Origin of the sequence: Flavobacterium oncorhynchi, assembly GCF_002217355.1 — a bacterium.
GTDB classification, from domain to species: Bacteria; Bacteroidota; Bacteroidia; order Flavobacteriales; family Flavobacteriaceae; genus Flavobacterium; species Flavobacterium oncorhynchi.
This window is the reverse complement of the sequence record NZ_MUHA01000005.1, coordinates 54,493-79,557: the sequence shown is the minus strand read 5'-3', so window position 1 is coordinate 79,557 and position 25,065 is coordinate 54,493. Positions and strand designations below refer to the sequence as shown.

23 protein-coding genes are annotated in these 25,065 nt (G+C 33.6%); 16 read left to right on the top strand and 7 right to left on the bottom strand.

Annotation, left to right across the window (positions count from 1 at the left end):
• Window positions 1–47: 47 nt before the first annotated feature.
• Window positions 48–704: a DUF6565 domain-containing protein gene (locus B0A75_RS03585; protein ID WP_089052919.1), complete on the bottom strand. Its 657-nt coding sequence runs from the start codon at window positions 702–704 to the stop codon at window positions 48–50.
• A gap of 305 nt (window positions 705–1,009) precedes the next feature.
• Between B0A75_RS03585 and B0A75_RS03580 the strand changes: the two genes are divergently transcribed.
• The 8 genes from B0A75_RS03580 (at window position 1,010) to B0A75_RS03545 (ending at window position 10,203) form a co-directional block, all read left to right on the top strand.
• The gene (locus B0A75_RS03580) at window positions 1,010–1,696 is read left to right on the top strand and encodes an ABC transporter ATP-binding protein (RefSeq protein WP_089052918.1); all 687 of its coding nucleotides are present in this window, start codon (window positions 1,010–1,012) and stop codon (window positions 1,694–1,696) included.
• Window positions 1,697–1,860: 164 nt separating this feature from the next.
• Entirely contained in the window at window positions 1,861–2,430 is a 570-nt protein-coding gene (locus B0A75_RS03575) for a cob(I)yrinic acid a,c-diamide adenosyltransferase (protein WP_089052917.1), read from the top strand.
• A gap of 172 nt (window positions 2,431–2,602) precedes the next feature.
• Window positions 2,603–2,824, top strand: coding sequence for a DUF2795 domain-containing protein (locus tag B0A75_RS03570; RefSeq protein WP_007138072.1), 222 nt, complete (start codon window positions 2,603–2,605; stop codon window positions 2,822–2,824).
• Window positions 2,825–2,911: 87 nt separating this feature from the next.
• Window positions 2,912–6,256, top strand: a complete 3,345-nt coding sequence (gene secA, locus B0A75_RS03565) for a preprotein translocase subunit SecA (protein ID WP_089052916.1) — start codon at window positions 2,912–2,914, stop codon at window positions 6,254–6,256.
• 105 nt (window positions 6,257–6,361) lie between these two features.
• The gene (locus tag B0A75_RS03560; protein ID WP_244284339.1) at window positions 6,362–6,814 is read left to right on the top strand and encodes a hypothetical protein; all 453 of its coding nucleotides are present in this window, start codon (window positions 6,362–6,364) and stop codon (window positions 6,812–6,814) included.
• Window positions 6,815–6,922: 108 nt separating this feature from the next.
• Window positions 6,923–7,726 (top strand): MbnP family protein, encoded by an 804-nt coding sequence (locus tag B0A75_RS03555; RefSeq protein WP_089052915.1) that lies wholly within the window; start codon window positions 6,923–6,925, stop codon window positions 7,724–7,726.
• 149 nt (window positions 7,727–7,875) lie between these two features.
• Window positions 7,876–8,916 (top strand): cytochrome-c peroxidase, encoded by a 1,041-nt coding sequence (locus tag B0A75_RS03550; RefSeq protein ID WP_089052914.1) that lies wholly within the window; start codon window positions 7,876–7,878, stop codon window positions 8,914–8,916.
• Window positions 8,917–9,243: 327 nt separating this feature from the next.
• Window positions 9,244–10,203, top strand: coding sequence for a transporter family protein (locus B0A75_RS03545; RefSeq protein WP_089052913.1), 960 nt, complete (start codon window positions 9,244–9,246; stop codon window positions 10,201–10,203).
• 87 nt (window positions 10,204–10,290) lie between these two features.
• On the opposite strand, the gene B0A75_RS03540 is transcribed toward B0A75_RS03545, so the two are convergent.
• Window positions 10,291–10,953 carry a TrmH family RNA methyltransferase gene (locus B0A75_RS03540; protein ID WP_089052912.1) on the bottom strand — a complete coding sequence of 221 codons (663 nt, stop codon included), beginning with the start codon at window positions 10,951–10,953 and terminating at the stop codon, window positions 10,291–10,293.
• A 113-nt stretch (window positions 10,954–11,066) separates the two neighbouring features.
• Here B0A75_RS03540 and B0A75_RS03535 point away from each other — a divergent pair, with 113 nt between their 5' ends.
• The 5 genes from B0A75_RS03535 (at window position 11,067) to B0A75_RS03515 (ending at window position 16,903) form a co-directional block, all read left to right on the top strand.
• Window positions 11,067–11,588 (top strand): GNAT family N-acetyltransferase, encoded by a 522-nt coding sequence (locus tag B0A75_RS03535; RefSeq protein WP_089052911.1) that lies wholly within the window; start codon window positions 11,067–11,069, stop codon window positions 11,586–11,588.
• 4 nt (window positions 11,589–11,592) lie between these two features.
• A complete protein-coding gene (locus B0A75_RS03530) occupies window positions 11,593–12,294 on the top strand; it encodes an SIR2 family NAD-dependent protein deacylase (RefSeq protein ID WP_089052910.1) in 702 nt (233 codons plus the stop codon).
• Window positions 12,291–12,983: a sterol desaturase family protein gene (locus B0A75_RS03525; protein WP_089052909.1), complete on the top strand. Its 693-nt coding sequence runs from the start codon at window positions 12,291–12,293 to the stop codon at window positions 12,981–12,983. The genes B0A75_RS03530 and B0A75_RS03525 overlap by 4 nt, the downstream gene beginning before the upstream one ends.
• 89 nt (window positions 12,984–13,072) lie before the next feature.
• Window positions 13,073–14,419: an adenylosuccinate lyase gene (gene purB / locus B0A75_RS03520; RefSeq protein WP_089052908.1), complete on the top strand. Its 1,347-nt coding sequence runs from the start codon at window positions 13,073–13,075 to the stop codon at window positions 14,417–14,419.
• A gap of 234 nt (window positions 14,420–14,653) precedes the next feature.
• Complete coding sequence (locus B0A75_RS03515) at window positions 14,654–16,903, top strand: cation:proton antiporter domain-containing protein (protein ID WP_089052907.1); 2,250 nt, start codon at window positions 14,654–14,656, stop codon at window positions 16,901–16,903.
• A gap of 64 nt (window positions 16,904–16,967) precedes the next feature.
• Here the strand turns inward: B0A75_RS03515 and B0A75_RS03510 are convergent, their stop codons facing one another.
• From B0A75_RS03510 to B0A75_RS03500, 3 genes are all read right to left on the bottom strand, one after another.
• Window positions 16,968–17,606 carry a peroxiredoxin gene (locus B0A75_RS03510; protein ID WP_089052906.1) on the bottom strand — a complete coding sequence of 213 codons (639 nt, stop codon included), beginning with the start codon at window positions 17,604–17,606 and terminating at the stop codon, window positions 16,968–16,970.
• 111 nt (window positions 17,607–17,717) lie between these two features.
• Window positions 17,718–18,629 (bottom strand): AEC family transporter, encoded by a 912-nt coding sequence (locus tag B0A75_RS03505; protein ID WP_089052905.1) that lies wholly within the window; start codon window positions 18,627–18,629, stop codon window positions 17,718–17,720.
• A gap of 62 nt (window positions 18,630–18,691) precedes the next feature.
• Window positions 18,692–19,774 (bottom strand): serine hydrolase domain-containing protein, encoded by a 1,083-nt coding sequence (locus tag B0A75_RS03500; protein ID WP_089052904.1) that lies wholly within the window; start codon window positions 19,772–19,774, stop codon window positions 18,692–18,694.
• A gap of 179 nt (window positions 19,775–19,953) precedes the next feature.
• Between B0A75_RS03500 and B0A75_RS03495 the strand changes: the two genes are divergently transcribed.
• From B0A75_RS03495 to meaB, 3 genes are all read left to right on the top strand, one after another.
• Window positions 19,954–20,361, top strand: a complete 408-nt coding sequence (locus tag B0A75_RS03495; protein WP_089052903.1) for an RrF2 family transcriptional regulator — start codon at window positions 19,954–19,956, stop codon at window positions 20,359–20,361.
• Window positions 20,362–20,418: 57 nt separating this feature from the next.
• The gene (locus B0A75_RS03490) at window positions 20,419–21,060 is read left to right on the top strand and encodes an NAD(P)-dependent oxidoreductase (RefSeq protein ID WP_089052902.1); all 642 of its coding nucleotides are present in this window, start codon (window positions 20,419–20,421) and stop codon (window positions 21,058–21,060) included.
• Between the two features lie 316 nt (window positions 21,061–21,376).
• A complete protein-coding gene (gene meaB / locus B0A75_RS03485; RefSeq protein ID WP_089052901.1) occupies window positions 21,377–22,474 on the top strand; it encodes a methylmalonyl Co-A mutase-associated GTPase MeaB in 1,098 nt (365 codons plus the stop codon).
• A 270-nt stretch (window positions 22,475–22,744) separates the two neighbouring features.
• Here the strand turns inward: meaB and B0A75_RS03480 are convergent, their stop codons facing one another.
• Complete coding sequence (locus tag B0A75_RS03480) at window positions 22,745–24,682, bottom strand: LTA synthase family protein (protein ID WP_089052900.1); 1,938 nt, start codon at window positions 24,680–24,682, stop codon at window positions 22,745–22,747.
• A gap of 60 nt (window positions 24,683–24,742) precedes the next feature.
• Window positions 24,743–24,970: a hypothetical protein gene (locus tag B0A75_RS03475; RefSeq protein ID WP_055095484.1), complete on the bottom strand. Its 228-nt coding sequence runs from the start codon at window positions 24,968–24,970 to the stop codon at window positions 24,743–24,745.
• Window positions 24,971–25,065 lie beyond the last annotated feature (95 nt).

Sequence of the window (25,065 nt, the reverse complement as noted above, 5' to 3'; positions counted from 1 at the left end):
GACGATCAGTGATGATCGTCTTTTTTATTTCAACAAAAATTTGATGCTTATTTTTTAGCAGCTGCAGTTTCTTCAGACTTCGCTCCCATTCTATTTACCGTATACATTGGCGCAAACTTAAGTTTCAAACCGGCAATTTTTCTGTTATCTTCGGCAGTAAGACCTTCTTTTTCAACTGTATTTTTACGGCTGTCAAGTGCCTCATACATAAGTTTAACTTCATCCCAGTCTTCTCTTGAATACTTATCTTTATTATTCTCAACCGTATGAACAAATTGCTGGTAAACACTATGAATGTTTTTAGCATTTACCCAATCAAAATTCATATCATCACCAATCTTGCCTTCACCAAATAAGGCATTTCGTAATTGTTGTTTTGGGCTTGGACTTGGGGCAAAAAGGACAGCCATCTCATTTCTAAACTCTTCATATTTAACTTTACTCGTGTTTATTTTCTCCGTTGCCGCAGTATTGTCTTTAATATCTGCCAAAGCCAATTGTGCTTCTTCTGCTCTTTTATCATATTCAGTTTCTACACCTTTCCAATTTTCTTTCAAATCATCAGCGGTTACATTTTTAACTGAATCGACATAAGCTACATAAGAATCTATTGTTTTTTGAGCCTTTTCTTGTTTCTCATCTTTACACGAAGTAAAAATTAATGCAATAAATGCAATTCCTGACACTAATTGTATATTTTTCATAATTCTGATTATTTAAGATTATATAACAAATATAGTTATAACCCTAAGTATTTTATTACATAATTATCACTTTTACAGGATTAAAAACAACATAATTCAATAAAATTCAAAAAACATGACAATTACATAAAAACAACTCAAAATAACATAACAACATTTTCAATTCTAATTTTACATTATACAAACACGCACAAAAACGGAAATCAATATAAAAAACTTCATTTTGTAACATAATTCAATTTAAAACTACTTATCGTTTATTGAAAAGTGTTTTGTACTTTTAAATCCAAAAATTGTAAAACGAAATGGCAAATCCATTAATTAAAATAACCGACATAAAACGAAATTTTATTCTAGGCAATGAAATTGTATATGTTTTAAAAGGAATTAATTTAGAAATCAACAAAGGAGAATATGTTGCATTAATGGGGCCTTCGGGATCTGGAAAATCAACTTTAATGAATTTATTAGGTTGTTTAGATACGCCAACTTCTGGGCGATACATTTTAAACGGAAAAGATGTCAGCCAGATGAAAGACGATGAATTGGCAGGAATTAGAAACAAAGAAATTGGTTTCGTATTCCAAACCTTTAATCTTTTGCCAAGAACAACTGCCCTAGACAATGTTGCATTGCCAATGATTTATGCCGGACATTCAAAATCAGAACGTAATGCAAGAGCAGTCGAAGTACTAACACAAGTAAATCTAGCAGACAGAATGGATCATCAGCCTAATCAGCTTTCTGGAGGACAACGTCAGCGTGTTGCTATTGCCCGCGCTTTAGTTAACAAACCTTCTATTATTTTGGCCGATGAACCAACAGGAAACTTAGACAGTAAAACTTCAGTAGAAATTATGAAGCTTTTTGGCGATATCCACGCACAAGGAAATACAGTAATTTTAGTAACACACGAAGAGGATATTGCAGCTTATGCGCATCGCGTTATTCGTTTAAGAGACGGATTAATTGAAAGTGATACCACGAAATAGTTTAACCGCTTATTTGGTTAAATGTTTAATCGGAAAAGAAAAGCCTTAGAATCTTAAAAAACCAGATTAACACAAAGAGAAAAAACTTAGAATCTTAGTATCTTAGAACCTTAGAAACTTTCTTAGCATCTTAGCACCTCAGAACCTTAGCATCTTAAAAAAAAATGAAAGTATATACAAAAACAGGCGACAAAGGAACTACGGCTCTTTTTGGAGGCACGCGAGTTCCTAAAGATCATATCAGGATTGACAGTTACGGAACTGTTGACGAATTAAATTCTTACATCGGGTTAATTCGCGATCAAGAAATGGATTCTCATTATAAAACAATTCTAATAGAAATTCAAGATCGCTTATTTACTGTTGGAGCAATATTAGCAACTCCACAAGAAAAAGAGGTTTTAAAAAACGGCGAACTTCGTTTGAAAAACTTAGGCATTATTGATTCTGATATTGAATTACTTGAAAACGAAATCGACAAAATGGAGGAAAGTTTACCGCCAATGACTCATTTTGTTTTACCGGGCGGTCATCCCACCGTGTCACATTGTCATATAGCACGCTGCATTTGCCGCCGAGCAGAACGTTTGGCAGTGCATTTAAGCCATAATGAACACGTTCCTGAAGTAGCAATCAAGTACTTAAACCGACTTTCTGACTACCTTTTTGTCTTGGCACGAAAGTTGTCCTCAGACTTAAAAGCGGAGGAAGTGAAATGGATTCCTCGCAAGTAAAATTTTAGATTTTAGAACTTCGTTTTTAGATTTTTTTCAATGTATCAATCTAAAATCAACAATCTAAAATCTGCAATTTAGAAGACGTTCTTAAATTTTATTAAAATAAATCAAAATTTACTTGTCTTTTTCAGTAAAAAATTTATTTTTGCACAAACTAAACAGATAACAGATGTATTGGACATTAGAATTAGCATCTTATTTAAGTGATGCGCCATGGCCTGCTAACAAAGACGAACTTATTGACTACGCTATTAGAGCTGGTGCTCCATTAGAAGTAGTAGAGAACCTTCAATCAATTGAAGATGAAGGCGAGATATATGAATCAATGGAAGAAATTTGGCCTGATTATCCAACAGACGAAGATTATCTTTGGAATGAGGATGAATATTAAAAAATAAACCAAAGGAAAAAGTCTCATCATCGAGGCTTTTTTTTTGGTTCAAATACACAACATATAATAAAGAAATACTAATAAATTATGAGTTTCATAAACAGCATCATCAAGGTCTTTGTAGGTGATAAATCTCAAAAAGATGTCAAAGCTTTACAACCTTATTTAAACAAAATTAAAACATTCGAAACCAGCTTAATGGCTTTATCTCACGATGACCTAAGAGCTAGAACTGTATATTTTAAAGATAGAATTAAAGAAGCCAGAGCAGATAAAGATGCTAAAATTGCTTCGCTTAAAGCTGAAGTTGAAAACATCGAAGACATCGACAAAAGAGAAGATCTTTATGATGCAATAGACAGTCTTGAAAAAGAAGCTTATGAAATTTCTGAAAAAACTTTATTAGAAATTCTTCCAGAAGCATTTTCTGTAGTTAAGGAAACAGCACGTCGTTTTAAAGACAATTCATTTATTGAAGTTACTGCCACTCCAAAAGACAGAGAATTCTCAGCTTCAAAAACATATGTTACTATTGAAGGTGATAAAGCTACTTGGGCTAACAAATGGAATGCTGCAGGTAAAGAAATTACTTGGGACATGATTCATTATGATGTTCAGTTAATTGGAGGAATGGTTCTGCACGAAGGTAAAGTTGCCGAAATGCAGACTGGTGAAGGTAAAACTTTGGTAGCGACACTTCCTTTATACTTAAATGCTTTGACAGGAAACGGAGTTCACTTGGTAACTGTGAATGACTACTTAGCAAAACGTGACAGCACATGGAAAGCGCCTTTATTCGAATTTCACGGTTTAACTGTTGATTGTATCGATAATCACCAGCCAAGTACTGAGCAAAGAAAAAAAGCATACGACGCCGATATCACTTACGGAACTAATAATGAATTTGGTTTTGACTACTTAAGAGATAACATGGCGCACTCGCCTAGCGATTTAGTTCAAAGAAAACACAATTATGCTATTGTCGACGAGGTCGATTCTGTATTAATTGATGATGCAAGAACACCGCTTATTATTTCAGGACCAGTTCCTCAGGGAGATCGTCATGAATTTAACGAGCTGAAACCAAAAATCGAAAATCTAGTTGCGCAACAACGTCAATTAGCAAACGGTTTCTTGGCAGAAGCTAAAAAATTAATCAAAGAAGGAAATACTAAAGAAGGCGGATTCTTATTATTAAGAGCTTACAGAAGTTTACCTAAAAATAAAGCATTAATTAAATTTTTGAGTGAAGAAGGAATCAAACAATTGCTTCAAAAAACCGAAAATCAATATATGCAGGATAACAATCGCGAAATGCATAAAGTGGATGAAGCTTTATACTTTGTGATTGAAGAAAAAAATAATCAAGTAGAATTGACAGATAATGGTATTAAATACCTTTCTGGGGATACTGATGCAGATTTCTTCGTTTTACCAGACATTGGTACAGAAATCGCTGCTATCGAAAAACAAAAATTAGATAAAGACGCTGAAGCGGAAGCTAAAGAAAGATTATTCCAAGATTTTGGAATAAAAAGCGAGCGTATCCATACTCTTACACAACTTTTAAAAGCATATGCTTTATTCGAAAAAGATGTAGAATATGTGATCATGGACAACAAAATTATGATTGTCGATGAGCAAACAGGTCGTATTATGGATGGTCGTCGTTATTCTGACGGATTACACCAAGCGATTGAAGCTAAAGAAAATGTAAAAATTGAAGCGGCAACTCAAACTTTTGCAACCGTTACATTACAGAATTATTTCAGAATGTACAGCAAATTGGGTGGTATGACAGGTACAGCGGTTACTGAAGCTGGAGAGTTATGGCAGATTTACAAATTGGATGTTGTTGAAATTCCAACCAACCGTCCGATTGCCAGAATAGACAAAGAAGATTATATCTACAAAACAACAAGAGAGAAATTCAACGCTGTTATCGAAGACGTTACCGAATTATCAAACGCTGGAAGACCAGTTTTGATTGGAACAACTTCTGTAGAGATCTCTGAATTGTTAAGCCGAATGTTAAAAATGAGAGGTGTTACACACAACGTATTAAATGCTAAAATGCACAAGCAAGAAGCACAAATCGTTGAAGAAGCTGGTAAAGCCGGCGTTGTAACTATTGCTACAAACATGGCTGGTCGTGGTACCGATATTAAATTATCTCCAGAAGTAAAAGCTGCAGGAGGTTTAGCAATCGTTGGTACAGAACGTCATGATTCTCGTCGTGTAGACAGACAGTTACGTGGTCGTGCTGGTCGTCAAGGAGATCCAGGAAGTTCTCAATTTTATGTTTCTCTAGAAGACAACTTAATGCGTTTATTTGGTTCTGAAAGAGTAGCTAAAGTTATGGATAGAATGGGACTTCAAGAAGGTGAAGTTATTCAACATTCGATGATGACTAAATCTATTGAGCGCGCTCAGAAAAAAGTAGAAGAAAACAACTTTGGCGTTCGTAAACGTTTATTAGAATATGATGACGTAATGAACTCACAACGTGAAGTAGTTTACAAACGTCGTCGTCATGCTTTGTTTGGTGAGCGTTTAAAACTAGATATCGCAAATATGCTTTACGATACGTGCGAACTAATCGTAAGCAATAATAAAGTAACAAACGATTTCAAAAATTTCGATTTTGATTTAATTCGTTACTTCGGAATTACTTCTCCAATCTCTGAAGCTGATTTTACAAAATTATCAGATATTGAAATTACTGGAAAAGTATACAAAGAAGCACTTGCTTTCTACACTGAAAAAACAGAAAGAAGCGCAAGAGAAGCTTTCCCAATTATTAAAGGAGTTTACGAAGAGCCAAACAACCATTTTGAAAGAATCGTAGTTCCATTTACTGACGGAATCAAAACGCTTAATGTTGTTACAGACTTAAAGAAAGCATACGAAAGCGAAGGAGCTCAGTTAATTGCTGATTTTGAGAAAAACATCACACTTTCGATTGTTGATGAAGCTTGGAAAAAACATTTACGTAAAATGGACGAATTGAAACAATCTGTTCAATTGGCTGTTCACGAACAAAAAGATCCATTGCTTATTTACAAATTAGAAGCTTTCAATTTGTTTAGAGGAATGTTGGACAACGTTAATAAAGAAGTTATTTCATTCTTATTTAAAGGAGATTTACCTGCGCAAAACGTTCCTGAAATTCACGAAGCAAGAGAAGTTCGCCAGAAAGAAAATTTACAATTAAGCAAAGACGAAATTGTAAACAGCGAAGAAATGAATCGTGAAGCTGGAGAAACACAGCAACGTCAAGTTACAGAAACCATTGTTAGAGAGATGCCAAAAATCAATCGTAATGACAATGTAACTATTCAAGAAGTTGCAACTGGTAAAACAGAAACAATGAAATATAAAAAAGCAGAAACTCTTTTAGCTTCAGGAGCTTGGGTTATTGTTAAAGAATAATTTTTATTTCAAATTACATATTAAAGCCGACACGTTTTCAAAAACTTGTCGGCTTTATCATTTAAAAGAATCTTCAATTGCTTAAACCTCTTGAAGATTTTTTTTTTGAAAAAAATTAAAATAAGTTCTTTCCAAAACGAATTAAATGTACTTTTGCATTCGAAACAACGAAATCAAGTCTTGAAGAATATCTTCATCATATTACTTTCCGGTATACTTTTACTGCCATCTTTTGGCAATTTCTTTGTTTACACTAATTTCAAACTGAATCAGGAGGAAATTATAAAAACCATTTGTGTACAGCGTAAACAAGTTTTCAATACCTGTAACGGTCGATGCGAGCTTCAAAAAAGCTTGAAAAAATACGCCGATAACGAGAAAAAAATGGAGAACAATCTTAAAGAAAAATCAGAGATTGTTTATATTCAAAATACAATTACAGCACCTTACAGCTTAATAGTGCCTATTAAAACTAAAACACAAAACTTTTCTGTTTTAGACCAAAAACCTGTTTCGGTTTCGAACACTTCGTTTCGCCCTCCATCCTATTTTATATAATTTTTTAAATCTATTTTCAATTTTACAATTGAAATCATTTTTATTGCCCAAAAGCAATGAAACGTGCTTACGCACATCTCAAATTTAAATTATATAAAACTCATAAAAATGAAAAATACTTTATACAGAGCTTTAGCTATTGTAACACTATCTATATCTTTATTTTCTTGTTCAAGCGATGATAACAACGAAACGATTACAGGAAACGGAAAAATCACTTTAAAATTTGACAATGCTTACGGAGCAAACGATTTAATTTTAAGCACACAAGGAAACACAACTTCTAACAATGAAGTATTAAAAATTAGTCTTGTAAAATATATTGTCAGCAATGTTGTTTTTACAAAAGCAGACGGAACCACTTTTACATACCCAAAAAGCAAAAGCTACTTTATTGCAGATGAATCTACTGCAGCTGGACAGCAATTTCAACTTGCTGATATTCCTGCTGGAGACTACACAAAAGTAAAATTCGGAATTGGAGTTGACGAAGAGCAATGGAAATTAGGCGCTGCAGGACAAGGTGATTTCTTAGCGCAAGCCGATGCCGCCGGAATGATGTGGTCATGGGCTGCCGGATATAAATTTCTAGCTCTTGAAGGTACTTTTACTTCGTCGACTGTTACAACTGCTACTCCATTTATGATTCACACTGGAAAAACGGGAACTGATTACAATTATACCGAAGTAACGCTAGATCTTCCAACAAAAGCTTTAGTTCGTACAAACATTACTCCTGCTGTACACATTATCACAGATCTTTCGAAAATTATCGACGGAAAAAACAAAATCAAACTTTCTGACAACAACATGGGCGGAATGGGTGCGATGATTATGGGCGGTGCTAATTTGCCATTAATTACTCAAAACATCTCTGCAATGTTTAGAGTAGATCACGTACATAACGACTAAACTTATTTTCAGGAGCACAAAAGTTATGGTTTAACAGACCACTCGTCCTGCCATCCGTTAAATCTTTCACGGCGAACACCGCCGTAAAAGGATATCACTGCTGTCAGGGCTAAAAAACACCTTTTGTGCTTCTTAAAACCCAAAAAAACATGTTGAAAATAAAATATTTTCTTTGGCTGATCATTCCATTATTATGGAGCTGCTCAGATCAAGATGACGAATATATAAATGTACCGCTGGAATTTAAAGTTCCGTCAAACTTTCCAGATCTTGCTTATAATATTGCCTTAAATCCGCCAACAGTAAAAGGATTCGAACTAGGAAAAAAATTATTCTACGATGGACGTTTAGCATCTGACGGAGTAGTTTCCTGCGGTTTCTGTCATATTCAAGCAAATGCCTTTACGCATCACGGACATACTGTAAGTCATGGTGTAGACAATGCTCAGGGAACACGAAATACACCATCCATTCAAAACCTAGGGTTTCAAACTGCTTTTATGTACGACGGTGCTGCCGACCATTTAGACTTACAGCCGCTGATTCCGCTTAAAAGTGTGATCGAAATGAATGGTGATTTAAATGCGATTCTAAAAATGATGAAAGCCGATAAGGAATATCAAAAACTATTTGGGCAGGCTTTTGATGATGGTGCCATTACAACCGAAAATATGCTGAAAGCCCTTTCTCAATTTATGGTTATGGTGGTTTCATCAAATTCAAAATTTGATAAATACAGACGAAATGAAACCGGCGGAACTTTGACTTCTGATGAATTGGCAGGTTACGATTTGTTCAAATCAAAATGTGCCTCATGTCATGCAACAGATTTACAGACTGATAATTCGTTCCGAAATAATGGTTTAGCAGTAAATCCAGCCGTTAATGATATTGGACGTTATAGAGTAACAGAACTGAAGAGTGATTATTACAAATTTAAAGTGCCGAGTTTACGAAATGTAGAAGTTTCTGCTCCCTATATGCACGATGGAAGATTTGGAACTCTGGAAGGTGTTCTAGATCATTACGCAAGCGGAATTGAAGATTCTCCAACTTTAGATCCAATTTTAAAACAGAATGGAAAATTTGGAATTGCGCTTTCTGCTACAGAAAAAACACAAATAATCGCTTTTCTAAAAACACTGACAGATAATCAGTATTTGACAGATAAACGTTTCTCGGAATTTTGACAAAGTACATCATTAAAGTTTGTCATTTCGACGAAGGAGAAATCACACTAGAAACTCCGTAAAGAAAAGCGCAAATCTTTGTCGACCAACGAGTGTGATTTCTCCTCCGTCGAAATGACAAAATTGCCTTATCAAAAATGACAAAAAAATAAATCTTATGAAAACAGGCGCCTAGCCCCGATTGAAGTGGAAAGCCTTTTTGAAGAAAGACCTTATTTTTCTTGAGTTTATAGAGCGACCAACGGAAGCTTTATAAACTTATAGAAAAATGGGATTTTGAAAAAAGCTTGAAACGAAAAGCGGGATTAGCTCCTAAAAACAATAAAAATGAAAAAATTAATAATAGTTTGCACTTTTTTGGTTGGATTTTCAGCCTTTAGTTCTACTGTAAAAGACAGTATTTCGACATTCACCTTTCAGCGTTTGGCTCTAATGGAAGATTTTGAGTGTGATGCCTGCGGTTGCTCTGCAAGCGGCGGAAGCATGGGTTTTAGCTCGATGTTGAATAACAATTTTGTTGGGCTTCGCTATTTTAAACAAAGCTATACAAGCCGTGATGGTATTTTTGCTAATTCCCCTTGGATAGACGAAAATTTCAATACTGTTCAAGCCTGGGCAAGGATTCCGATTTCAGAGAAAATTCAGATTTCGGCTTTACTTCCATATCATTTTCACGAAAGACAATTAACAGCAGGTACACAAAGCATTGAAGGTCTAGGCGACATGACTCTTATGGGACTTTATACTGTTTATGAAACTCAAAAAGATAGTACGGTTTTTACTCATAAAATAAATCTAGGAGGTGGAGTTAAGATTCCGACAGGAAAATTCAAAGAAATCAACAATTTAGGAACTATAAATCAGAGTTTTCAATTAGGAACAGGAAGCTGGGATTTTCCTTTGGTTTCAGAATATGTAATCAAACACAAAAATCTAGGTCTAAACACTACTTTGAATTATATTTTTAAAACTGAAAATAGTAAAAATTACCAATACGGCGACCAATTTAATTATGCTGGTACTTTTTTCTATTTGTTTGATGCAAATAAATTTCAAATTGTTCCGCAGTTAGGACTTGCGGGTGAAGTTTATCAAACTAATAAGCAACACGGACTTGATTTACCAAATACGGCAGGAGATATTTTGTTTGGAAAATTTGGCATCGAAGCAGGTAAAGATAAATTTTCGATTGGTGTAAATGCAATGCTTCCAATAACACAGCATTTGTCAAATGGCAACATGGAAGCTAATTACAGATGGAGTATTAATTTGAATTATACTTTGTAAAAAAAGGTACTGAGGGACTAAGGCTCTGAGGTTCTAAGTTTTTTATCTTAGCATCTCAGAGCCTTAGCACCTTAGTATCTTTAAAATTTATCTTGGGTTTTCTTCGTAATAACGCGCCTCAATTCTCTTAATATCTTTAATTGAATTTCTAGCCCAAGCTAGACGTTTTTCTAGAATTTCGTCATCAGACAATTGCCATTTGATATCTGAATTTCGCAGTCTATTAGTTAGGTTTTGAATAATGATCGCAGCTGAAACAGAAATATTCAAACTCTCTGTAAATCCAACCATCGGGATTTTAAGGAAACCATCGGCTTTTTCTAATATTTCTTCAGATAATCCATCTCGTTCTGTTCCAAAAAATAAAGCACTTGGTTTTGTAATATCAAAATCTTCCAGCAAGCAATCATTTTCATGCGGAGTAGTTGCAATGATTTGATAACCTTGATCTTTTAAAGTCGAAATACAATTGCCGACAGAATCAAACTGATTAATATCTACCCACTTCTGAGCACCCATTGCGATTTCTTTATCGATTTTTTTTCCGTAGCGCTGTTCAATAACATTTAGTTCCTGAATTCCAAAAACTTCACAACTGCGCATCACGGCACTTGTGTTATGCATTTGAAAAACATCTTCAACTGCAATAGTAAAATGTTTAGTACGATTTCCAAGTACGTTTAAAAATCTTTCTTTACGATTATCCGTTAATATATTTTCGAGAAAAGCGAGGTAATCTAAATCAACCATTTTGTATCTGTTTGCTGCAAAAATACATTTTTTATCTTTCTTTTTAAGTTTGATTAAAGAACCTCATCTCTTTAACATCAGGAAAACTTTAGTTAAATTCGTAAAAAAAATAAATGGGAATACCAGAAATTAGAAAAATCGACTCATCAGAAATACAACTATTACAAAAAATAGGTAGAGAAACATTTCGTGAAACTTTCGCAGATCACAATTCTGAAGAAAACATGACCTCCTATTTAGATCAAAAATTCGCTGTCGACAAACTTACAGCTGAAGTAACAAATCCAGATTCAGCTTTTTATTTTGCTCACATTGATGATCAAATTTTAGGGTATTTAAAACTAAATTTTGGTCAAGCACAAACAGAACTTCAAGACAAAGACGGTTTAGAAATAGAACGAATATATGTTTCAAAAGAATTTCATGGACTTAAAATAGGGCAGCTTTTATACGATCATGCTTTACAAACTGCAAAACATTTGGATTTAAAATATATTTGGTTAGGTGTTTGGGAAGAAAACACAAGAGCGTTAAACTTTTATAAAAAAAATGGTTTCGTAGAATTTGACAAACACATTTTCGTACTTGGAGATGAGGAACAAACCGATTTATTAATGAAGCTAACGCTAAAATAACAAAATGAAAAAGAAATTAGTTGTTCTGACCGGCGCAGGAATTAGTGCCGAAAGCGGTATTAAAACTTTTCGAGACAGCGACGGCTTATGGGAAGGCCATGACATAATGGAAGTTGCAACTCCTGAAGGCTGGAACAAAAACCAAGATTTAGTTCTAGATTTTTACAACAAAAGACGCCAACAGCTTAAAGAAGTGAATCCAAATTTAGGACATCAGATTTTAGCTGAATTAGAAAACCATTTTGATGTTTATATTGTTACTCAAAATGTTGATGATTTGCATGAACGCGCAGGAAGCTCAAAAGTTTTGCATTTACATGGAGAATTATTAAAAGTAAGAAGCACAAAAAATCGCGAATTAATTCTAGACTGGACCAATGATTTATTTACTGGTGATCTTGATAAAAACGGTCATCAATTGAGACCACATATTGTTTGGTTTGGTGAAGAAGTTCCTGCACTCGAAGAAGCCATTTCGATTGTAGAAGAAGCTGATTATCTGGCCGTAATTGGAACTTCGCTTCAAGTATATCCTGCTGCTGGATTAATTTCTTACACCTATAGTATTACCCCAGTTTTTTACATTGATCCTAAACCAATTTCGATTCCTAATATTCAGAACAAAGTCGAAGTTATTCCTAAAACTGCAACTGAAGGAGTTACAGAAATGAGAAATAAATTGTTCGAACTGGAAAAAATATCATGATCGCAGAAAATCTTTTACAGCAATTATCGCAAATAGGTTTCTTGGCTCAATTACTTGTTTTTACAATAGAAAATGGCATTCTACTGCTAATGGCAGTTTTAATTGGAAAAATAATTGAACCCAAAAACACTGTTTTAAATATAAAGGATCGTAAATGGGTTATTTCTACTTTGATCTGCAATATATTAATTACCGCTTTAGGGTTTAAATTGTATCAACTACAAATCATTCGAATTGATTTTTCAGTTTCTTTAACTTCGGCTGTAATCGATACTCTTATACTCATTATTTTGATGGACTTTTTTATGTTTTGTTTTCATTTTCTGGCACATAATTTAAAATGGTTTTATCCCATTCATAAATTGCATCACACTCACATCAACACCAATGTTTATAGTTTATTTGTGCTTCATCCTATAGAAACTCTCGGATTTGGTTTTATATGGCTTATTCTCATTTCTGTTTTTCAATTTAATTACATCAGTTTAATTATTTATCTGTTTTTAAATTTGATGTACGGAATATTTGGTCATTTACAGAAAAATCTATTTCCTGCATTTTGGCACAAAAACTTTATGACAAAATGGATTTCTACCACAAAATTTCATGGTGATCATCATAAAAATGAAGCCCATAATTTTGGCTTTTACTTTACCATTTGGGATAAAATTTTCAAAACTAGCATTTAATTTGAAAGTTCCTATATAATAACGCTTCGGTAATTTTCAGAAGTTTTAACAATAGCTTATATTTGCACCTTTCGAAAAACAACATAACAATGACTACTCTAAACGAACTGAATGCTATATCGCCAATTGATGGAAGATATAGAAATAAAACTCAAAATTTAGCACCTTTTTTCTCAGAAGAAGCTTTAATCAAATATCGCGTATTGGTTGAAATTGAATATTTCATTGCCTTATGCGAAGTGCCTTTGCCTCAGCTTTCAGACATAGACTCTAGTTTATTTGACAGCTTAAGAGATATCTACAAAAATTTCTCTACAGAAGATGCACTTTGGATTAAAGAAACTGAAAAAGTAACCAATCACGATGTAAAAGCGGTTGAATACTTTATTAAAGATGCATTTGAAAAATTAGGTTTATCTCAATACAAAGAGTTCATTCACTTCGGATTAACATCTCAAGATATTAACAACACTGCAATTCCGCTTTCTACAAAAGAAGCGTTTGAGCAGGTTTATATGCCGTCATTAATTGCTTTAATTTCTAAATTAAAAGAATTAAGTGTAGAATGGGCTGCCATTCCTATGTTAGCGCGTACACATGGACAGCCAGCTTCTCCAACTCGTTTAGGAAAAGAAATTTTGGTTTTTGTAGAACGTCTTGAAGAGCAAATGCGTTTGTTATTTAATGTTCCGTTTGCAGCTAAATTTGGCGGTGCAACAGGAAACTTCAATGCACATCATGTAGCATATCCGCAAATCGACTGGAAACAATTTGGAAATAAATTCGTTGAAACAGATTTAGGTTTACACCATTCTTTTCCAACAACTCAAATTGAGCACTACGATCATTTTGCAGCATTCTTTGATGGTTTAAAAAGAATCAACAATATCATTATTGATTTAGACCGTGACATTTGGACTTATGTTTCAATGGAATATTTCAAACAAAAAATAAAAGCAGGCGAAATTGGTTCATCAGCAATGCCGCATAAAGTAAATCCTATTGATTTTGAAAACTCAGAAGGAAATTTAGGAATTGCAAACGCAATTTTTGAGCATTTAGCTGCCAAATTGCCTATTTCAAGATTACAGCGTGATTTAACAGACAGTACTGTTTTACGTAATGTTGGAGTTCCAATGGGACACACCATTATTGCTTTTGAAGCAACTCTAAAAGGTTTAAACAAATTATTATTAAACGAAAGTAAATTTGCCGAAGATTTAGAGAAAAACTGGGCTGTTGTTGCAGAAGCTATTCAAACTATTTTACGTCGCGAAGCATATCCAAATCCATATGAAGCACTAAAAGGACTAACAAGAACAAATGAGGCCATTGATAAAAATGCAATTCACAATTTCATTGCAACTTTAGAAGTTTCTGATGCTGTTCGAACTGAATTAATGCAGATAACTCCTAGTAATTATGTAGGAATTTAAATAAAACCTAAAATATTTTCTAAAAAAAAGCTATCTTTATCGAGATAGCTTTTTTTTTTAACGCAGGAAGTTAATCCAGATTCAAACAAAAATCCTTTTATCGAAAAAATATTGTTTTTTTCATCACTGCTGAATGGCATACGAAAGCGCCATGAACCAATCTAAAAAGGGCTATTTAAGTAAACAGCTTAAATAAAAAATCGGACTAAGCTCCTTAAAAACAAAATACCCTTTATGATTGCCTTAAACGCCGCTGCCGAAAGTACACACCATTTACAACCCTTAATCAGTGATCTGGGATTAATCCTGATGACTGCAGGAATCGCTGTTTTATTATTTAAAAAAATGAAACAACCTCTAGTTTTAGGATACCTGATTGCAGGATTCTTGGCTGGAAACCACTTTGATTTTTTCCCTTCAATAACCGACATGAAAAGTGTTGAAGTTTGGGCCGAAATTGGGGTTATCTTTTTGCTGTTTAGTTTAGGACTCGAATTTAGTTTTAAAAAGCTGATGAAAGTTGGAGGCACCTCCTCCATCACCGCAATAACCCAGATTTTATTCATGTCCATTATAGGTTATTGTGTAGGTCAATGGATGGGCTGGGGAAAAATGGACAGCGTTTTTCTTGGTGCAACACTTTCGATTTCATCAACGACCATCATTATTAGAGCCTTTGATGAACTGGGAGTAAAAGGTAAAAAATTCGCCGGAATAGTATTTGGAGCCTTAATAGTCGAAGATATTGTGGCCATTTTAATGCTTGTTTTATTATCGACTATTGCAGTCAGCGATCAAGTTTCAGGCGCCGAATTATTACAATCAGTTCTAAAACTGGTTTTCTTTTTAATCATTTGGTTTCTAGGAGGAATCTTTATCATACCAACGATTCTTAAAAAAGCTAAACATCTTTTAACAGATGAGATGCTGCTTATTATTTCGCTGGCATTATGTTTAATGATGGTTGTTTTTGCTGCAAAAGTTGGCTTCTCGCCTGCATTAGGAGCTTTTATAATGGGTTCTATCATTGCCGAAACTACGATGGCAGAAAAAATCGAACACTTAATTCAGCCCGTAAAAGATCTATTTGGAGCCGTTTTCTTTGTATCAGTCGGAATGTTAATTAATCCTGACACCTTAATTACTTATGCGCTCCCTGTTGCTTTAATTACACTTATTACCATTTTTGGGAAAGCTTTTAGTTCCTCATTTGGTGCACTGCTTTCTGGTCAACCGCTTAAACAATCAGTTCAGACCGGTATGAGTTTAGCACAAATTGGAGAGTTTTCGTTTATTATCGCCACTCTGGGTATGACATTAAAAGTTACCAGCGATTTCTTGTATCCAATTATTGTTGCTGTATCAGCAGTTACAACCTTTACAACTCCATTTTTAATTAAATATTCAGATCCTTTCTCTGAACTTCTTGAGCGAAAGCTGCCAAAAAAATGGGTTAAAAACATAAACCGTTACAGCGTCAATGCACAAGCAATAAAATCAGTCAGTACTTGGCAAATTGTACTAAGAGCGTCTATAACTCAAATCATACTGCATACTATAATTATTGTTGCTATAATTTTATTATCATCAAAATTTGTTGCACCTCTCGTTGCTGATACTCGTTTTGGCAACACCTTAGCTGCGCTTATTACACTTGTAATCATTGCTCCTTTTTTATGGGCACTTTCGCTGCGTCGTGTAAAAGTTGATGAAGTTGAAACTTTATGGGAAGAACGTAAATATCGAGGCGCACTTTTAATGCTTATATTAATTAGAATGAGCCTTGGATTATTCTTTGTAGGTTTCTTGTTGAATATTTTCTTTTCTCCGTTAGTAGCATTTGTTGCACTAATTATTGCAATTGGAGCCTATCAAATTTTTCCAAAAAAGCTAAACGAACAATATCATAAAATTGAAAATCACTTTTTAAAGAACTTAAACGATCGCGAAAACAAAAAAATAGACAGAAGATATGCTAATCTAATGCCTTGGGACGGTCACATGTCTATTTTTGATATAGGAAAAGAATCAAACCTTGCCGGTAAAACACTTGAAGAATTGCGAATTCGAGAAAATATGGGAATAAACATCGCTTTTATTCGTCGTGGAGAAATTACAATTCCAATTCCAACCAAAAATGAACGATTGTTTCCTGGTGATGAGATATGCGTTATTGGAACTGACGAACAAATTGCACAGTTTACTACTTATCTAAAAAATGAAATTGAAGCTCCTAACAACAGCGAGGAATCTGATATTGTACTTCGTCAATTAGAGATTTCTAACGAAGATTTTATTCAAAAAAGTATCGGTCAATTTAGAGGAAGAACCGGCGGACTTGTTGTAGGAATTGAACGTAACGGTAATCGAATTTTGAATCCTGAATCGAATATCATTTTAGAAAAAAACGATATCATCTGGGTTGTAGGCGATAAAAAACGAATGAACGAATTAATGCAAAAAAGTACACACGTATCATTTTAAAATCTAATCACTTATATAAAAAAGAAAGCCACAGGAATTATTTAATCTGTGGCTTTTTCTTTTTTTATTTATTTGGCTGCGGTGTCATACGCAGATAAGGTTTTATAGGTGTGTGTCCCTTAGGAAACTTTGCAGGAATATCGCTGTCTGGAATTGCTGGTGCAATCACCACATCTTCTCCGTCTTTCCAGTTTGCTGGTGTCGCAACACTATAATTTGCCGTTAGCTGCAAACTATCAATAACACGAAGCAATTCGTCAAAATTTCTTCCTGTTGATGCTGGGTAAGTCAAAGTCAATTTGATTTTTTTATCGGCACCAATTACAAAAACAGATCTTACGGTAAATTTATCACTTGCATTTGGATGAAGCATATCATACAAAGTAGCTACTTTTTTATCCTCATCAGCAATAATTGGAAAATTAACTTCAGTATTCTGAGTTTCGTTGATGTCTTTAATCCAATCTAAATGTGATTGCAAACCATCTACACTCAAAGCAATAACCTTAGTATTTCTTTTTGTAAACTCAGGAACATAATTCGCTACAGTTCCTAATTCGGTCGTACAAACAGGAGTAAAATCTGCTGGATGCGAAAATAAAACTCCCCAAGAATCTCCTAACCATTCATGAAAATTAATTGGTCCCTGCGTGGTTTCCGCATGAAAATCTGGAGCTATATCGCCTAATCTTAATGTTGACATAATTTATATTTTTTAGTTCCTCTAAAATTAACTAAAAAATACATTTAGAAAACACGCAGGAATTAAAAAAAAGTTAAAATTCTATCTTATCTATATAATTACTATTTTAAACTAAATAAAGCGCATCACAAAGTACCAGAATGCAAGGGTTACAAACGAAATTGGAATTCCGAAACCAATCATCATACTACTCAATTTTGGTTTTAAACCATAAGTCGAAGCTAAAATTGCACCAGTAATCATGGGCGCCATTGCCGTTTCCATAATCGTTATTTTTATAGGCTCTGAATGCTGGTTAAAAACAAATACATACAAAACCATAATAATAAACGGTGTGAGAATCAATCTAAAAAAAAGACCGAGACGAAGAAATCGCCAATGTTGACTTCTTCTATCAAAAGTAAGTTGCAATCCTACCGAAAGTAAAGCAAGAGGTGTTACCAAACTGCCAATTTTTAATAAAAAAGATTGTATGTTTAGTTCTAAGTCATATTCAAAGACATTTAATAAACAGGCTGCAACAAAAGTAATAAAAGGCGGAAAAAAGATTATTTTCTTGCAGATACTCCATGCGTCTGGACTTCCTTTAGAATAAAATGCAGCTACAAAAACACCTAAAGTAGAAACTACCACAAAAGTTCCAGGCTGATCTACTAATATCGCAGTTTCTAATCCTTTTTTTCCATACAAAGCTTCTATAATTGGATAGCCTAAAAAAGAGGAGTTACTTAAACCTGCAGTTAAAATTAAGCAGCCAATTAATTTATTCGACCAGCCTAACTTTTTTCCTAAGAAATGAAAAAAGACAAATGCCAATAAAAAAGCAATCCACCCAGCTCCTATAGGAAACAGTAATTCGTTACTCCATTTTATTTTCGGAATATGATATAAGGTAATTGCAGGCAAACATAAATAGATGACAATTTTATTTAAAACCTTATAAATAGAAGTTGGAAATTGTTTTACATGTTGTAAAATCAAACCCAAAGCAAGAAAGAAAAATATAAGTATAAAATTATTCATGGCGCTAAAAGCCTCAAAAATACATTTTTATTGCATGTAAGTTTTTATAGAAGCTAAACATTTTAGCTTCCGTAATCCTTTTTTAATTTTCTCATTAACAATCTCACTCCATTTACAGTTGCTTCATTAAAAGAATTGGTAAAAATGATGTACGCGATAAACTTTTTTCGATCGATCGAAGCAATGGTATAATATGTTCCTGCAGTTCCAGAATGCGTCGAAAAGTCTTGATTGTTCTCGTAACTATTAAACCAACCCAAAGAATAACCTTCGATTCCTTTATGAATAAAATGATAAGTACTTGCTTTTAAATAATTATCCTGACCTTGAAGTCCCTGAATATTGAGCTGAATGAACTTAATATAATCAGTAAGTTTAATATTAATATCACCCGCAGGTTCTGTATAATCTAAATGGTAATCTGTATTTGAAGGAACGGGACTTAGTTTATTGTTTTCAAAAGAATGTCCCCATGTATCTTTTGCTTTTACATTTTCTGGCCATGACAATTTAACATCAAGTTTCAAATCTTTATTAAAAACCTCATCAACCAGTTTTTCCCAGCTTTTTCCACTCACTTTTTCGACCATCATTGTGGCGAGAGTGTAACCTGCATTAGAATAAACATATTTGTGGTCAGCCTCTATTTCTGCAGGATTTAAGGTAAGTACAAATTTCCCAAATTGATTTCTTTTCTCTTGATGAGTACCTGTAAAATTAGGAACTGCTGGGTCGTTTTCTCCCTGAAAAGGCTGAATTCTAGCTTGGTGCGACAATAATTTTTCGAGAGTTACAGCGTAATATTCTGGTTTTGAAGTTTTCTTTAAATCTGGAAATAAATCAAAAAATTTAGACGTCCATTTCAGTTTTCCTTTTTCAACATATTTTGCAATAATAAAAGCGGTCATCGCTTTTGTATTCGAACCAATATGAAATCGGTCATTTAATGAAGCCACATCCTTTAAATCTATCGAATGCAATCCAGATGTATTAATTTCTAACGTTTTACTGCCATTAACAACGGCATAACTCAATTCTGGAATTGCATGTGCAGCACGAATAGAATCTGCATATTGCGCATGATTTTGCCCATATATCAAAGTTGAAAAACAATAAAAGAAAAGGAATCTTAATTTAAATTTCATTGTAATAAATTGAGAGTGTTACAAATTAATTACAAATCTAATACTAATAAAAAACACACGAGTTCTCAAATCATTTTATTTTAATGCATTAGCCCCATTTCATTCAAAAATTAATTTTTAGTTAAAATCTTTTTTATTTCGTCAAAGCTCCTTACATTTGTAACATATTTTATTACAGTATGATTTCAGGTAAATTTGCCATAACGATTCACATTCTTACTTTGCTGACTAAATTCCCTAATGATTATTTATCATCAGAGTTTATTGCCGGCAGTATCAATTTAAATCCTGTTTTGGTTCGAAAAGAAATTGCAAACCTAAAAGCACATCATATTGTAGAAAGTAAAGAAGGGAAAAATGGCGGAACAAAATTGGCCGTAGATGCTGCGAAATTGACTTTAAAAGAGATTTTTGAGATGACTTTTGAAACTATTAATTTGGGGTATGCAAAAAATGAACCTAACCCAGATTGTCCTGTTGGAAAAAAAATCAATCAAAATCTAGCTGATTTATATCGAGAAATGAATAAGAAAGTGAGCGCACAATTAGAGAATATTTCGCTTGAAGATTTTTCGAACCAATTTTAAAACTATTTTTTTATCCCAAACTGTAACATTTTTTATTACTAAATAAATTTATATATTATGAAAATCGCAATTATTGGAGCTACAGGATTTGTTGGCTCAGCCATCTTAAATGAATTAGCAGACAGAAAACATGAAATTTCGGCAATTGCCCGAAATCCAAAAGACACTACAAATGCAACCTGGATTGCGGCGGATGTTTTTAATGTTGATGCTTTGGCAGAAGCTTTAAAAGGACATGATATTGTAGTAAATGCTTTTAATCCAGGATGGACGAATCCTAATATTTATGATGATTTCCTTAACGGATCAAAGGCAATACAAGAAGCTGTAAAAAAATCAGGTGTAAAACGTTTTATTACTATTGGAGGTGCAGGAAGTTTATTTGTTGCTCCAGATTTACAAGCAGTAGATACTCCAGATTTTCCAAAAGAAATCTTTAATGGTGCAAATGCAGCCAGAAACTACTTGAATATAATTAAAGAAGAAAAAGATTTAGACTGGGCATTTTTTAGTCCGGCGTTCGAAATGCATGCGGGAACTAAAACAGGAAGAACTGGTAAATATCGTTTAGGTTTAGAAAACCCAGTTTTTAATGACGAACAAAGAAGCATCTTATCTGTAGAGGATCTAGCAGTTGTTATCGCTGATGAAGTTGAAAACCCAAAACATCATCAAGTACGATTTACGGCTGGATATTAATTTTAAGATGCTAAGGCTCTAAGATTCTGAGATACTAAGTTTTTTTTATATTAAAGCTAAGTTCTGTATGTCATTCTGAGCTAGAAACTCTGTAATACTAATCAGACCTGACAGGTTTTAAAAATCTGTCGGGTCTCTTTGTATCAAAAAATTGCTGCTAAACAATCTTTGTCGAGCTGTTTGTATCAATTCTTTGGCTTCATTCAGGAAGAAAAAAATATGATCACAAATTCGTGTAAATTCGTGTAATTCGTAGCAAACTAACTTTTTGAAACTGTTTTTGTTTTCAGTACTTTTACATTATTAAAAAAGTACTTTGTCAAGTTTAAAGAAACAGTCGAGCAGTTTAACTGAAAAAGCTGGGATTTCACCTCCTGAAATCACCAATGTTTCGGCTATTAATCAAATTAAAAACAAACGCAGACAACAACCTTCTGCCGATGAATTAATCTCTGGAATTCTTTCTGGAAATAGAACGGCTCTCAGCCGTGCCATTACTCTCGTAGAAAGTACAAATCCTGAACATTATGAGAAAGCAAATGAAATTATAAACGGCTGCCTGCCTCATGCAAATAAATCTGTCCGAATAGGAATTACGGGAGTACCAGGAGTTGGAAAAAGTACTTTTATTGAAGCTTTTGGAACCTACCTTACACGTACAGGAAAAAAAGTGGCAGTTCTAGCTGTTGATCCAAGCAGTTCTATTTCACACGGAAGTATTCTGGGTGATAAAACCCGCATGGAGGAATTGGTAAAAGATGAAAATGCTTTTATACGCCCAAGTGCATCTGGAGAAACTTTAGGCGGTGTGGCTCGCAAAACCCGTGAATCAATAATTTTATGTGAAGCTGCAGGTTTTGATACTATAATTATTGAAACAGTAGGCGTTGGTCAAAGCGAAACAGCTGTTCACAGCATGGTAGATTTTTTTCTTTTATTAAAAATTTCTGGCGCCGGTGATGAACTTCAAGGTATTAAACGCGGTATTATGGAAATGGCAGATGCAATTGTAATTAACAAAGCCGACGGCGATAATATTAAAAAAGCAAATCAGGCAAAACTTGAATTCAACAGAGCTTTACATTTGTTTCCTCCAAAAAAATCAAACTGGCAGCCAAAAGTAACTACTTGCAGCGCCATAACTAAAGATGGAATCTTAGATATCTGGAACACGATTTCTGACTATTTCGAATTAACAAAAGAAACAGGTTTCTTCCAAGAGAAAAGACATGAACAAAATCATTTTTGGATGATGGAAACAATAGACGAACAATTAAAGCAAAATTTCTATAACAGTCCTGAAATTATCTCCCTTTTAGAACAAAACAAAAAAGCAGTGCAAAATAATGAAATTTCACCTTTTACGGCTGCACAGAGTTTATTAAAATTGTATTTTAATAAAGGTTCAAAGTAGCAAAGATTCAAAGAGACAAAGGTTTTTTCTTATCAAACATAGCCCGTGGTTTCAACCACGGGAAACGTGTTTTTAAATACATTGTGTCCCCGTGGTTGAAACCACGGGCTATATTTTTGCCTAATCCCCAACTTTTTCGTTTGACCCAGGTTTTCTCCTAGTTTGTCTTTTCTAAGTCTAAATTCATAAAAGTAAAAAGGTTCAAAGTAACAAAGTCATTAACTCTGTTTCTTTGAACCTTTGCTCCTTTGTTGCTATGCACCTTTGAACCTATTTTTTAGCTCTAAGCTTATATTTGCTTTCTTTATACAAATTACCCGCTGTAATTACGTGTGCCAAGGCATCTTTTGCCAATTCTTCGTTTAATTTTACAGGAACTAAAGTCGTATCGTTTTTAACTTCAAACTGAAGAGGTTTTAAATTGGGCTGCATAATTACAACCTGATTTTCGACTCTAAATGCATTAATATCATTAAACTGCATAATTGCTCTTCCTTGTACCTTTTCATCAAGTTTGCTTAAGTTTCTGCCTACCATTGGTGTTTCAAACGGAAGTCCTAAATAGCTTAATAATGTTGGCGGAATATCAATTTGGCTTGCTAATTTATTATAAACAGCACCTTTTGGAACTCCAGGTCCCATAATAAATGCAGGAATATGGAATTTATTTATTGGCACTAAATTTTTTCCATAAGTTCTTGTATTATGATCCGCAATTACAATAAAGATTGTATTTTTAAAATAAGGCTCTTTTTTAGCCATTTCAAAGAATTTTCCAATCGAAAAATCGGCATACTTCATGGCATTGTTTACCGTTGCAGGTTTTGTATCATAAGGTTTTATTCTGCCAGCAGGATATTCAAAAGGTTCATGATTTGAAGTCGAAAACATTAAAGAGAAAAATGGTTTATCCCCTTTTGCTTTAAAGTAATTATTTGCTTTAGTAACCAAATCTTCATCAGAATAACCCCAAGTTCCTTTAAAAGCATATTTATTTCCATCAGATTCAAAATCTTCTTGATCTACAATATCTTGAAAACCATTTCCGTTGAAAAACGACGCCATATTATCAAAATTGGCCATTCCTCCATAGATAAAACTCGTATCGTATCCTTTTTGTTTTAAAGCATCGGCAAGTGTAAAAAATCCTTGCTGCGAGTTTCCAAGTTTTACCACACTTTCTGAAGGCGATGGTAAAAATCCAGTTACAACAGCTTCAATTCCGCGAACACTTCTTGTTCCTGTGCAATACAAATTGGTAAACAATAATCCTTCTTTTGATAATTTATCAAATTCTGGTGTCAAAGGTTTTCCTCCCAAAATTCCAACATATTCAGCACCTAGACTTTCTTGTAAAAAAATCACCAAATTGTATGGCTTTTTCATAACAGAATCTGGCTGTTGTACATGAAGAAACGGAATTTCAGCATCGGTAAAATCATTAGGACCGGCAATCATGTATTTTTTTACACGAGCTATTGCTTCTGTTTCATCCATTTTACCGTACATTTTTGTGTTTCCTTCATTCTTAATTGAATAAGCAGCAAAAGCAACAGTATAAAATGAATTTAATCCTAAAGTATTGGTCAATTGATCTGTTGAAAAAACAGCATTACTGGCATTAATAGGACGTTTTGAAGTAAGACTTGAACGTGCTCCAAAAAACAATAAAAATGCTAGTAATGGAAAAACCATTAATTTGAATTTATATTGAGTACTTGTGGTATGAAAATACTTTTTCCCTTTTTTGAAGGCAAAGTAAATCACAACTCCTAAAATTAAAAAAGTTACAATAATAGAAGTCAAATAACTTTTTAAAAGCATTCCAACAACTTCTTTTGGGTAAATAAGATAATCTAAGAAAATTTTATTGGGACGTGTGTCGTATTGTTTGACAAAATCAGGTGAAGCTAATTCTACAAAAAGAATCAGAAACAGGAATAAAAAACTATAAATTACCAAAAAATTATTGGTGAATTTGAGCCATTTATTGGGTAAAAAAGTAATCAAAACAGCAGGTAGAAATGACAAATAGCAAAGTAAAATCAAATCCATTCGCAAACCGATTGGAAAAATGTACCAGAAATTTGGTGTTTCTATTACTCTTTCTTTAAATAGAAAAAATAAAAAGATTCGGCTTAAAGTAGTAATCAGTAATCCGATTAAAATAAAATTAACTATAGGTTTTAAATAACGTAAATTTTTCATTAGATGATTTAAACTATTTTTTGATTAAGGCAAACTCCAGCGAAACACTCTGGTGCGTTTCTACTCTTCGTAACGTTTTATTTCTCTGTCATAGAACTCATTTGCCAAAACAATCAAGCCTTCCATTTCTGCATTTAACTCTGCTTCATCAAGATCTTCAGCTTCTTCCATAAACTCAACCTCATCATCTTTTAGATTGATTATAAATCTAGGGTAATCAAGGTGAATGATAAAAATATCATCTGGAAAATCAGTATTATCTCCAAGTAAAAATTTAGGTAATTCCATTTTTATTTATTTATTATTTTGTTTTATTTTTTTGCTTTTCCCGAAGTTATCGAAACGCAAGGATTAAAGGATTTATTATTTGTTTAAGTCATTTA